10 protein-coding genes are annotated in these 11851 nt (G+C 40.3%); 3 read left to right on the forward strand and 7 right to left on the reverse strand.

Annotation, left to right across the window (positions count from 1 at the left end; all coding sequences use genetic code 11):
- Window positions 1-80: 80 nt before the first annotated feature.
- The 7 genes from sstT to C9J46_RS07970 form a co-directional block, all read right to left on the reverse strand.
- Window positions 81-1322 carry a serine/threonine transporter SstT gene (gene sstT, locus C9J46_RS07940; RefSeq protein WP_107207005.1) on the reverse strand — a complete coding sequence of 414 codons (1242 nt, stop codon included), beginning with the start codon at window positions 1320-1322 and terminating at the stop codon, window positions 81-83.
- Between the two features lie 367 nt (window positions 1323-1689).
- The gene (locus tag C9J46_RS07945) at window positions 1690-3384 is read right to left on the reverse strand and encodes a BatD family protein (RefSeq protein WP_107290741.1); all 1695 of its coding nucleotides are present in this window, start codon (window positions 3382-3384) and stop codon (window positions 1690-1692) included.
- Between the two features lie 19 nt (window positions 3385-3403).
- Window positions 3404-5365 carry a VWA domain-containing protein gene (locus C9J46_RS07950; protein ID WP_107290742.1) on the reverse strand — a complete coding sequence of 654 codons (1962 nt, stop codon included), beginning with the start codon at window positions 5363-5365 and terminating at the stop codon, window positions 3404-3406.
- Window positions 5358-6323: a VWA domain-containing protein gene (locus C9J46_RS07955; protein WP_107259822.1), complete on the reverse strand. Its 966-nt coding sequence runs from the start codon at window positions 6321-6323 to the stop codon at window positions 5358-5360. The genes C9J46_RS07950 and C9J46_RS07955 overlap by 8 nt, the downstream gene beginning before the upstream one ends.
- Complete coding sequence (locus C9J46_RS07960) at window positions 6316-6825, reverse strand: DUF4381 domain-containing protein (RefSeq protein ID WP_107207001.1); 510 nt, start codon at window positions 6823-6825, stop codon at window positions 6316-6318. Before C9J46_RS07960 ends, C9J46_RS07955 begins: the two co-directional genes overlap by 8 nt.
- A gap of 3 nt (window positions 6826-6828) precedes the next feature.
- The gene (locus C9J46_RS07965; RefSeq protein ID WP_107290743.1) at window positions 6829-7773 is read right to left on the reverse strand and encodes a DUF58 domain-containing protein; all 945 of its coding nucleotides are present in this window, start codon (window positions 7771-7773) and stop codon (window positions 6829-6831) included.
- The gene (locus C9J46_RS07970; protein ID WP_107207000.1) at window positions 7770-8726 is read right to left on the reverse strand and encodes a MoxR family ATPase; all 957 of its coding nucleotides are present in this window, start codon (window positions 8724-8726) and stop codon (window positions 7770-7772) included. The genes C9J46_RS07965 and C9J46_RS07970 overlap by 4 nt, the downstream gene beginning before the upstream one ends.
- A gap of 701 nt (window positions 8727-9427) precedes the next feature.
- Between C9J46_RS07970 and C9J46_RS07975 the strand changes: the two genes are divergently transcribed.
- The 3 genes from C9J46_RS07975 (at window position 9428) to C9J46_RS07985 (ending at window position 11842) form a co-directional block, all read left to right on the forward strand.
- The gene (locus C9J46_RS07975; RefSeq protein WP_107206999.1) at window positions 9428-10168 is read left to right on the forward strand and encodes an SDR family oxidoreductase; all 741 of its coding nucleotides are present in this window, start codon (window positions 9428-9430) and stop codon (window positions 10166-10168) included.
- A 47-nt stretch (window positions 10169-10215) separates the two neighbouring features.
- Window positions 10216-11421, forward strand: coding sequence for an acetyl-CoA C-acetyltransferase (locus tag C9J46_RS07980; protein ID WP_107290744.1), 1206 nt, complete (start codon window positions 10216-10218; stop codon window positions 11419-11421).
- Between the two features lie 70 nt (window positions 11422-11491).
- Window positions 11492-11842 carry a phasin family protein gene (locus C9J46_RS07985; protein WP_005364186.1) on the forward strand — a complete coding sequence of 117 codons (351 nt, stop codon included), beginning with the start codon at window positions 11492-11494 and terminating at the stop codon, window positions 11840-11842.
- The last annotated feature ends 9 nt before the right edge of the window (window positions 11843-11851 follow it).

Consider the following 11851-nt stretch of genomic DNA (forward strand, 5'->3'; position numbering starts at 1 on the left):
GGCGATATCATTATCTATATAAATAGAATGATATCGCCGCTTTTTTTACCCATAATTTGGGTTAAGTATATAAGTCGTAATTATGAGTTTTGTAATTTCGCCTTCGCTTCTTTTCGCTCTGCTGCTCGACATGCTGCAGCGGTAAATACCACATCCGTTGAACTGTTGAGTGCCGTTTCTGCTGAATCTTGAATCACACCAATAATAAAGCCAACAGCAACAACCTGCATAGCTACTTCACTAGGGATACCAAATAAGCTTGAAGCTAAAGGGATCAACAGTAGTGAACCACCGGCGACACCTGATGCACCACAAGCCGAAACCGCAGCAACAACACTCAGTAAAACGGCTGTTGCTAAATCGACTTCAATACCTAAGGTATGAACGGCTGCAAGGGTTAATACAGTAATAGTGATTGCCGCTCCCCCCATATTGATGGTAGCGCCCAGTGGGATAGACACAGAGTAAGTATCTTCATGCAGGTTAAGATCTTTACAAAGTTTCATATTTACTGGGATGTTAGCGGCAGAGCTACGAGTGAAGAAAGCGGTAATACCACTTTCACGTACACAACGGAAAACAAGTGGGTAAGGGTTTTCAGCTGTTTTTACGTAAACAATGATTGGGTTAATAACAAAAGCAAGAATTGCCATTGAGCCTAATAGTACACCTAATAAGTGGGCGTATCCCGCCAATGCTGCAAAGCCTGTTTTAGCAAAGGTTTCAGAGACTAAGCCAAAAATACCGATAGGTGCTAAACGAATAATAAAGCGAACAATGAGTGTAACGCCATTCGACATATCATGGAAAACTTGTTTCGTTGCATCGCTTGCTTGGTGAAGCGCAAAACCAAGCGCTATAGCCCATGCCAAAATCCCAATAAAGTTACCGTTCATAAGTGCATGAACTGGATTATCAACAATCTTAAATAGCAGGGAACTAATGACTTCTGCGATACCTTCCGGTGGTGCAATTGAGTTAGAACTAGCAACAAGCGTTAAAGTGGTCGGGAAAAGAAAGCTCATCGCGACAGCAGTAAATGCCGCCATTAAGGTGCCAAATAAATACAACACGATAATTGGCTTCATGTTGGTATGAGTGCCTTTCTTTTGGTTGGCAATAGATGAAGCAACCAAAATGAAAACAAGAATAGGGGCAACGGCTTTTAGCGCTGCAACAAATAACCCCCCAAGAAAACTCACACTCATCGCTGATGATGGTGATAGTATTGCAAGTAATACACCAGCAACAATACCGACCATAATTTGTATAACTAAACTACCATTGGCCACTCTGGCTAAAAAAGGTTGTGATTGACTCATATAACATCCTGCATTTTATATTCTGTGAATAGCTTTTTATTTTGCTTCTGAAACATTTTTTAACAGGATCTGTTTGAAATAGCCAGTTATCTTTTTATAAGGTTTTAACCAACATTAATATAACGTTATATTTAACATTTTTTTATCAAAACATGGTGAATCGGCATACAAACAGCTTGTTTGATAACGATAAATGACAGTGAATGTATAATGTGTGTTAATGGATGTTGTGTGGTTATGCCAATCGTGATGAAAAGGCAAAAAAACAGAAAGAATTAAATGCTTTAATATGTAAGAAAATAAAACCTCTGCTACAGCATTTATATCTGCCACAGAGGTTTTTGAGGTCGCTATTAAATTTATATATTTATTTAGGATCTAAGTCTGAGAGAGATGATGCACGTGATGCAGTTGCTTTCAGTTGCTGTGCTTGATTAAGCAATTGCATAATACGTTTATCATTCCATTGCTGGCGATCTTGGCTGTAAGTTGATGCCATAATTTCAGCGACAGCATTATCTAATTGTTCTGCTAGATCTGGATTGGCAGAGAGTTTCTCACGCTGCTGCTGTTTCCATTGTTGGTAGTAAGTTTGAATTTGTACAGTTTCACGTTTGGTAATGGCTTCTTTCAACGCTTGCTCTACATCTGTCGTTCCTGATTGAAGCACGATTTCGGTATGTGATGCAGGCTGCGCTTTACGGGCTTTAATTAATAGTCCTAGTGTTATTAACCAAAGTAAGGCAAATACTGCTGTCGCCCATTGCCAGTAGTCATGTTGTGCTACATTATTACCCGCATTGTTAGTATTAGCGCTATGTTGAGGCGTAACAACGGATGGGGTTGTTAATGCTGGTGGCGTAATTGTATTGCCTGCATTGGGATCGACCGTTACATTTAATGTTAATCCATCAACTTTTGTGGTTTGCTGCTTTTCTTGCTGGGTATTCCACCAATTAATGCTAACCGCAGGTAATTCAATCGTGCCTGTTTCACGAGGAATGATGACTTGCTTTAACGTCATTGTTGTATAGCCATTCCCTTCTGAATATTCAGGTTTCTCATCATAACTTCTTACCGATGTTGGATACGTTAAGCTGATATTCGGCATATTACTTTGGGCAATATTTTTAATACGTAAGGTTAAAATACGTGTAATAGGCTCGCCTACTTTTGCATCTACGGTTGTTTTACCATTGACCGATGGTTGCCATACCTGATTGAGTTGCAAATCAGAGGTTGGTAGCCATAAACCTTTATAGTTACTTGGTTTTGCTTTAATTGTTAGTTCAATATTTTTTGCTGTTTTATCCACTGGCACTGTTAATGTTGAGCCGAAGCCACGACTCCCTTTAATCACGCTACCGCTGAATTTCGCACCATGTAAGGTAATATTCCCTGGCTTATCTGCTGTGATCTGGTAATTGCGGGTGATCACAATATAGCGACGTCCATTTTGAACAACTTCGTTTTGAGCATCTTGCCCAACTTGCGTTGCTGTTAGTCCATCACCATAAGGTGGTGCTAAAGTCGCTTGATCCATTTGCTCGCCAATTAAGATACGCACCCGATAATTAATTGATTCGCCCACATAGATGGTTGATTTATCGTTAATACCTTCAATGGAAATAGATGATTGCTTCGCATTGGCTGCCTGTGTTTGTTTACTGCTTTTTAAAACAGTAATCGTAATTGGTTCGGTTTTTGAGCTACCAATTTGAAACGCAGGGATAGTAAGAGTGCCAACCTTGGTTGCAGCTAGTGCTACTGTCCAACTAGTATTACGTGAGATAACCCCATTAATCATCGAAGTCCCGCTACTTACGCTAGGACGACCATAAGCAAAATCAGGACTTAATGGCGCAAGATCAAGTGAATTGGTATTCACACTATCATCGACAGCAACCGTTAATTGGAAAACCTCATTAACACCAACAATATTTTTAGACACTGTTGCTTCCGCTTGTGCCGCCATCACTTGGGTTGATAGTAGCGCACTGAAAAACAAAGCAATGTACAACAATGGTGTCGTTACTTTTTTGCCAAAAAATAATTTATTCATAAATCTATTCATTGTCCTATTACCATGAGTTCTCAGTTTTTTGCTGCGCTTCTTTCTGTTGCGCTTGCAAAATTAATTGAGCTCGGATCAAACCACTGGTGTCATCAGGCACTTGTTCCAATTTTTTCAAAATAGGGTTACTGGCTGAAAGCACATCCCCGTCTTTTGCTGCTTGGTCACTCATTCGTACTTGATTGTTGTTGGTTGTTTCTTTGTTTTTATCTTGTTCTGACTTAGTGGCTGATTTTGACTCTGCTTGCTGTTGCTGTTGCTGTTGCTGTTGCTTTGCTGCTTGTTTCGCATTTTCATCAGCACGTTGTTGTTCAGCCGCTTTTTGCTCGGCAGTTTTCTCTTTTTCTGGCTGTGATTGTTTATCACTACCTGCTTGCTGAGATTGCTGCTGATCTTTCCCTTGTTGTTTATCAGACTGACCTTGTTGCTGTTTACTCGTGTTGCTCTGATCCTGCTTTTGGTCATTTTGTTTCGATTGTGAAGACTGCTTATCATTAGATTGTTTGTTATCTGATGATTTCTGCTGATCTTGGTTTTGTTGTGACTGCTGGCTGTTATCTTGGCTCTGATTTTTGTTGTTAGAGCCTTGTGATTGCTGCTGTTGCTTGTCACTCTTCTGCTGATTCTGTTGCTGTTGTTTCTTTTGTTGCTCCAGTGCTTTCTTCACTATATCGAGGTTTTTCTTAACATCGGGGTAGTTAGGATCGGCTTTCTGTAGCTTTTCATAGGTATCTACTGCTTGCTGTAACTTCCCACTTTGTGCATAAGCATTACCTAGGTTGTACTGCGACATTGAATCATGTAATGGTTTTAAGGTTTCAATGGCTTGTGCATAATTTTTTGCTTTATATTCAGCGATACCTTTCCATTGCGGAGATTCAAAATCTTGTGCCGCTTGCTTATATTTACCATCGGTATAAGTTTGGTAAGCTTGCTGCTCAGCATTTACCCATGGGCTCGCTTGTGCATGATCAATAGGTAAAAAGAAGAACATAGTGGCAATGACAACGCCACGGCGGAAACCCAGTAATGCCAGTAATAACAAAGGTAAAACTAACCAAAATCCGCCATTTAAACGTTCTTGCAGTTCTTTTTGTTGATCTTTTTTACCGCTATCTTGTGGTTTTGCAGTGAAGTGGACAATCGCATTAACATCTTGATCTGTCGGTTGAACCATCTGCAAAATACCACCCGTTTGCTTAACAATAGGTTCTAGTGTTTTCAGGTTAATTTTTGAAATAACAGGAGAGCCATTATCCATTAATAATCGACCATCAGGCAGTGGAACAGGTGCTCCATCAACTGTGCCCATTGCTAAGATAGAGACACGATATTTAGTACCTTTTAATTCGGCTAAACTTTTAGCTGATTCCTGCTTAGACATACCATCGGTCACTAAGATAATATCACCCGTACTATTACCAGCCTGTTTAAGTAACTTTATCGCTTCAGCAATACCTGCCGCGGCATTACTACCAGGAATTGGCATAATCTTTGGCGATAGGCTAGGGATCAAGTTTGCTAAAGTATGGCTATCTTCAGTTAACGGGCTGACTTCATAGCCATCTCCCGCATAGGTGACTAACCCCGTACTGCCTTCTTTCCAGCCCGGTAACATATCAAGCGCTTTAAAACGCGCCTGTGTTAAACGGTTCGGTTTTATATCGGTCGCATACATAGAGCGGGACATATCCATTACCAATACGCGTGCGCCACTTAAGTTATAAGCAGGTAGTTTTACTTTTTGCCAACTAGGACCAGCCATCGCAATAACAGCGATTAGCCAGCCCAAAGTGAGTATGGCAATGGGCCATGATGTCGATTTAGGCTGAGCCATACCTAATTTTTTTGCTAGGTGTGGCGCAATTAACCCCGTGGTTTGTTTCTTGGTTTTAAGCCAAGGTAAAAGAAAGACTAATGGCACAAGTGCCAAAAACCACATAGGGTGCATAAAAGTAAAATTAGCCATGACGTCTCCTCATAACAGCAATGACGACAGAAAGTAGTAATGCTATGGCTAAAGGATATCGGAACAACTCATCACGTGGACGCCATGTTTGCTGGGCGTTATTGACAGGTTGAAGTTTATTGATGATGTCGTAAATTTTCTCAAGCTGTTGTGGATTACGTGCTCGGAAATATTCACCGCCCGTCATCTTGGCGATTTCAGTTAAAGTCTTTTCATCAAGATCTTGTGATGGATTGACGATGCGATCACCGAAGAAACCTTGTTGCACCATTTGATCGGCACCAACACCTACGGTATAGATTTTCACACCGCTTTCTTTGGCTAATTTAGCGGCTTCAAGTGGATCAATTACACCAGAGGTATTTGCACCATCACTTAATAAAATAATTACCCGTTGTGGCGCTTTACTGTTAATAAAGGTTTTTGTCGCAATACCTAGGCCTTCACCAATTGCAGTGCTTTGCCCAATTAAGCCTAAAACAGTACGATCTAGTTGTTGTTCAACCGTCTTACGGTCAAATGTAAGAGGTGTTTGTAAGTAAGCATGATCAGCGAAAAGGACTAAACCTAAGCGATCACCTTTTCGTTTTTCAATAAAATCCGATAACACATGTTTTACTGCGGTTAAGCGATCAATACTTTTCCCATTTTTAGTCACCATATCTGGAATTGACATTGAGCCTGATAAATCGACAGCTAATAACATGTCACGGTGTTCTGGTTTTATTTCGATAGGATTCCCGTACCAAACCGGTCTTGCAGCAGCACAGACAAGACAAGTCCACAGTAAAGCCATTAATACTTTACGTATGATAGAGCGAGGCTGTTTTTGACCAACACCGCTGGGTAATTTGGGTAATTGAATTGCCGCAGGTTGCACAACCGGTTTACTAAAACGGTAAACGAGCCATGCTAAAGGCAACAATGCCCAAGCCCAAAGCCATACAAATTCAAACATTTGAAGACTCCTTTTGCGTCATGCTGGGTAGTTTTCGTGGCGGCAAAGCATGTTTAAGCCATGTGTTTGCCATTGTTTTACATTGTTGAAAGTCATCATGACTCAGTGGCGTATTTGAAAATGAACCTGATAGCCATACCGATTTAAGTTCTGAAAAACCACTATATTTTACGGGCAGTTGATTATCTAAAAATGCCAACCATGCCTCACCTGTTAATGGTGCAACAATGGTGCGCGAGTAATAACTTAACGCGGCTTGTTTTAGTAACGTATTGAGAGCGGGTAACCCTTGTTCTGCTGTTATTAGCGACAGTTTCTGTAATGCTTCTTTTTGTGCAGCATCAGCATGCTTTTTACGCCGAATAAAAGTGACGACAACTGCAATAGCGAGGATCACCACGGCAAATAATACCCACCATCCCCATGCTAAAGGCCAAAAGTTTGGAGCTTGAGGAAGATGTATATCCGCTAAAGGGAGTTGCTGAACGCTTGGTGTTGCCATTACTTAACTCCTTTGACGCGTTGTTAATTGCTGCAACAAAGGTTCCGCTGCAGATAAATAATGTAGAGGGATCGCAAGTGATTTCGCAATATCAGCCACAAAGTTTTGATGCGTTAGATACTGCTGACTTAATGAATCACGTGTTTTCTTTGATGAAAAATTAAGCCATGCAGATTGCTCTTTATCAGCAACATGTTCATAGCCTCTAAATTGTGTTTGTCCTTGTTCTAGTGGGTCATGGATTTGGACAAACTGAATTCGATTATGTTGACGTAATTGTGTTAAACGTCGCTTATCATTAAGCGATAATTGGTTAAAATCGCTGATAACAATAATTTCACTACCTTTAGAACAAAGGTGGTGTAACCGTTTTAATGCATCAGAAAAGTTAAATTGTTGAGGCTGTTCTAATGAATTTAATGCTAACTGTTGTGATTCAATCAGCTTATTGATGATATGAAGTGGACCTTGCTGGCGTGCCGTTGGCTTACATTCATTAACATTCAAACCGTTATAAATTACTGCCCCTATACGATCTTGTTCACTTATAGCAAGCCAGCTTAATAAGCTAGCAAAGTGAGCCGCTTGAACAGATTTCAGCATTAATTGTGAGCCAAATTGCATGCTTCGGCTTAAATCAATAAGCAACATAACGGGTTGCTCGCGCTCTTCGGTAAAGAGTTTGGTATGTGTTTTGCCAGTTCGTGCGGTTACACGCCAATCAATAGCTCTAATATCATCACCAGCTTGGTAGGGACGTACTTCTGAGAAGTTCATCCCACGTCCTTTGTGGCGACTTTGATGTAGGCCATTTAACTGTGACCAGATACTGTGCGCTGGTGGCAACCAACGCACGGCCTGATTCTTATATTGCAGTAGCTCAGCCAAACACACATTAACCCCATCGCTATGGGGGGGCAGCGCTACGGTTAAGTGTGATTTGCTCATATACTAGCGACCTGTGAAATCAATTCTTCAACTACGCGATCTGCGGCAATCCCTTCAGCTTGTGCTTCATAGCTAAGTAATAAGCGATGACGTAAAACAGGATATGCCATTATTTGAATATCTTCTGGTGTAACAAAATCACGACCACTTAGCCAAGCGTGAGCTCGAGCACAACGATCAAGGGCTAATGTTGCACGTGGGCTAACACCCATTTGAAGCCAATCTTTAAGCTGAGAGCTGAACTTGTCAGATTGACGTGTCGCCATGACGAGACGAATAATGTAATGCTCTACATCTTCTGCCATATGAATGTTAAGCACTTCTTTTCGCGCAGCAAAAATGTCATGTTGGCTAATATGAACAGGCTCTGCTTTTTCAATACCTAAAGCTTCACCACGATTTAGACGTAATATCTCTAATTCACTTTCAGCACTTGGATAATCGACATTAAGTTGCAATAAGAAACGGTCTAATTGTGCTTCAGGCAGTGGGTAAGTACCTTCTTGCTCAATGGGGTTTTGCGTTGCCATTACGAGGAATAACTCAGGTAATGGGTATGTTTTTCGACCAGCAGTGATCTGCTTTTCAGCCATCGCTTCAAGCATTGCAGCCTGTACTTTTGCTGGTGCTCGGTTGATTTCATCTGCAAGAATTAATGAGTTGAAAATAGGACCGGGTTGAAAAATAAACTCGGCAGTTTCAGGACGAAAAATATCAGTACCTGTTAAATCAGAAGGTAATAGATCGGGCGTAAACTGAATACGGTGAAAATCACCTTCAATACAATCAGAAAGCACTTTAACAGCGCGTGTTTTTGCCAGTCCTGGAGGACCCTCTACAAGGATGTGTCCATCAGCCAGTAAAGCAATTAATAACTGTTTCACTAAATCGGGTTGACCAATGACTTGGCTTTGTAAGTAGTGATTTAATCGTTGAAAAGTACTCGCTAACATAAATTCATTTTCCTATAGAGCTTACTTAATACATTAAGTAAAAAACCTGAGACTATCTAATATGGCTTTAGTTCACGTTTTTTAGATTACCAGAATAGCTGTTAACCATTCATTCGATACGTTTCATGGCGTTTTATATATATCAGGGCAGCAAGAAAGTTATCAAGTCACTTATGTCGTCTTATGTTTTGAATTACTGCAAACAAAGGTTGAGATAGAGCTGCTCAAAAAGTAAACGCTAAGTAGTATTTCAAAGATGGCGCATAACTTTTCTCACAACGTCTTAATAAGAAATGCATTATTAACAAATATATAACGTGTTTTATTGCACGGTTAACAAGATTTCTAACAGTATTTTTTTTATTGGAATAATAAATTTATCCAAGAATGCTCTGATATTAATCCATAAATATATTGTTAAATTCAAATTTGTCACTTTAGTTATATTGACACTTTTGTTAATACCAGTGACAAATAGCGTTGAAATTGTTAATTCCTTTCTTGCCATCAATATGCATCTGTGTTGTTATATTAAATATGCAACGTGTTTGTAATACATCTGTATTATATGCGGCTTAATATGTGAGCTATGTTGTATTAATGATTAGATAGAGCTCATAGGTTGAATTGTTTAAATTTATGGAACAAACCTTGAGCTTATTAAGTGTATTAATAATTTGATAGAAAGGAAGGAGCCTTAAATGAGTAAGGTAGCATTAGTTACAGGTGCTAAAGGTGGTATTGGTTCATCGATCACTCAAGCATTAGTCGATGCAGGTTTTCGAGTAGTTGCAACATATTATCCAACAGGTGAAAAAGCGGCTCAAGAGTGGTTCGCGGATAATAATTATTCATCTGAGTCTGTTCGACTATTTCCACTCGACGTAACTGATACGAATTACTGTCAAGAAGCGTTAGCAACATTGCTTCAGGAAGAAGGTCAAATCGATGTGCTAGTTAACAACGCAGGTATCACTAAAGATACGACATTCAAGCGTATGACTGCTGATCAATGGAATGCAGTAATCAACACAAATTTAAATAGTCTGTTCAATGTTACTCAGCCTTTATTCGACTCAATGTGTAATAAAGGTAATGCTCGCATTATTAATATTACATCAGTAAATGGACTTAAAGGTCAGTTTGGTCAAGCAAACTATTCAGCAGCTAAAGCTGGCATGATTGGCTTTACAAAAGCACTAGCAGCAGAAGGCGCACGTGCTGGCGTAACGGTAAATGCGGTCGCTCCTGGTTATACCGGCACGCCAATGGTTGAAGCGATTAAACCTGAAATACTTGATTCAATTAAAGCTGAAATTCCGATGCGCCGTTTAGCGCTACCACAAGAAGTAGCGGCAACAGTGACATTTTTAGCAAGTGATGCAGCAGCCTATATTACTGGTGAAACATTATCAGTAAATGGCGGCTTATACATGAACTGATCAAGATTGACTGATTATTGAATTTTTAAGTAAGGACGCGAATTAATATGGCTAGGGTATTTATTGTTGCTGCAAAACGTACACCAATCGGTAGTTTTAGCGGTGCACTAAAATCAGTAACAGCAGCAGAACTTGGCGCAGCCGCAATCAAAGGCGCGTTAGCAGAAACATCAGTACCAGTAGAAGCGATTGATGAAGTGATTTTCGGAAATGTCGTTGGTGCTGGTCAAGGTATGGGACCGGGTCGACAAGCAGCTTTAAAAGCGGGCATTCCTAATGAAGTACCTGCATACACATTAAACATGGTGTGTGGTAGTGGTATGAAAGCGGTAATGGATGCTGCCGCCCACATCAAAGCAGGTGATGCTGATATCGTGGTTGCTGCAGGCGCAGAAAACATGTCTCAAATTCCATTTTGTGCATCATCGAAAATTCGTGATGGGCAAAAAATGGGTAATCTGGAACTTAGCGATTTATTAATTGCTGACGGTTTAACGGATGCCTTTAATAATTACCACATGGGTGTAACCGCTGAGAATGTTGTTGAGAAAGTAGGCTTAACACGTGAACAGCAAGATAATTTCGCACTAGCGAGCCAACAAAAAGCCGTTGCTGCTATTGAGCAAGGCAAGTTTGTTGATGAAATTACACCTGTAGAAGTAGTAGGTCGTCGTGCAACGGTTATTGTTGATACCGATGAGTACCCGAAACAAGATGCTTCAATCGAAGGTCTGGCAAAACTACGTCCTGCATTTAAACGTGATGGTTCTGTTACTGCAGGTAACGCATCAGGTATTAATGATGGCGGTAGTGCAATTATTGTTGTTTCAGAAGCGGCAGTAAATAAATATAACCTGACGCCACTTGCTGAAATTGAAAGTTATGCGCAAGCAGGTATTGCTCCTGAAATCATGGGCTTAGGGCCTGTGCCAGCAGTACTTAAAGCATTAGATAAAGCACAACTATCAATTGATAAAATTGAGCGTTTAGAGTTTAACGAGGCTTTTGCTGGCCAAGCGCTGGGTGTGCTTTATGAAGTAGCAAAAGAAACGAATTCAAAAGTTGAAGATCTCGTTGAACGTGCAAACATCAATGGCGGAGCCATCGCTCTAGGTCACCCATTAGGTGCATCAGGTAATCGTATTTTAGTGAGCTTATTACATGAAATGCGCCGCCGCGAAGATAAGTACGGTATTGCGACCTTATGTGTAGGTGGTGGTATGGGTACAGCGGTCATTCTAAAACGCGTTTAATTTTTATCTAAATATCGGCGCTGTATGAGGATACATGCAGTGCTTTATTACTATCAATGAGGAAAGATCTATGTATACGGAAATGTTTAAGTCGTTCTCTGAACAAACTGAGAAATCTCTAGCACCATACGTTAAGTTCAACAAACTATTCACTAAGAATGTTGAAGAACTAACTGAACTTCAACTTGCTGCTGTTCGCGCATACAGTGATTTAGGTCTGTCTCAGCTTAAAGCTGTTAGCGAAGTAAAAGATATCCAATCTCTAACTGCGTTCAATAGCCAACAACTTGAAACGTTGACTAAGCTTTCTAAGCAGCTTATTGATGATAGCAACAAGTTCAACGCTGTTGCTCAATCATTCAAAACAGAAGTAGAAGAGCTTGTTGCTGACAATGTTAAAAAAGCAACGCCAGTAGCTTAAGGTTTATTT

The sequence above is a fragment of the Photobacterium sp. GB-36 genome, assembly GCF_003026135.1.
GTDB lineage: Bacteria > Pseudomonadota > Gammaproteobacteria > Enterobacterales > Vibrionaceae > Photobacterium.

Coding starts and splice junctions, on each gene's coding strand:
- sstT (WP_107207005.1), bottom strand. CDS start 1,322: ATGAGTCAATCACAACCTTTTTTAGCCAGAGTGGCCAATGGTAGTTTA.
- C9J46_RS07945 (WP_107290741.1), bottom strand. CDS start 3,384: ATGAATAAATTATTTTTTGGCAAAAAAGTAACGACACCATTGTTGTAC.
- C9J46_RS07950 (WP_107290742.1), bottom strand. CDS start 5,365: ATGGCTAATTTTACTTTTATGCACCCTATGTGGTTTTTGGCACTTGTG.
- C9J46_RS07955 (WP_107259822.1), bottom strand. CDS start 6,323: ATGTTTGAATTTGTATGGCTTTGGGCTTGGGCATTGTTGCCTTTAGCA.
- C9J46_RS07960 (WP_107207001.1), bottom strand. CDS start 6,825: ATGGCAACACCAAGCGTTCAGCAACTCCCTTTAGCGGATATACATCTT.
- C9J46_RS07965 (WP_107290743.1), bottom strand. CDS start 7,773: ATGAGCAAATCACACTTAACCGTAGCGCTGCCCCCCCATAGCGATGGG.
- C9J46_RS07970 (WP_107207000.1), bottom strand. CDS start 8,726: ATGTTAGCGAGTACTTTTCAACGATTAAATCACTACTTACAAAGCCAA.
- C9J46_RS07975 (WP_107206999.1), top strand. CDS start 9,428: ATGAGTAAGGTAGCATTAGTTACAGGTGCTAAAGGTGGTATTGGTTCA.
- C9J46_RS07980 (WP_107290744.1), top strand. CDS start 10,216: ATGGCTAGGGTATTTATTGTTGCTGCAAAACGTACACCAATCGGTAGT.
- C9J46_RS07985 (WP_005364186.1), top strand. CDS start 11,492: ATGTATACGGAAATGTTTAAGTCGTTCTCTGAACAAACTGAGAAATCT.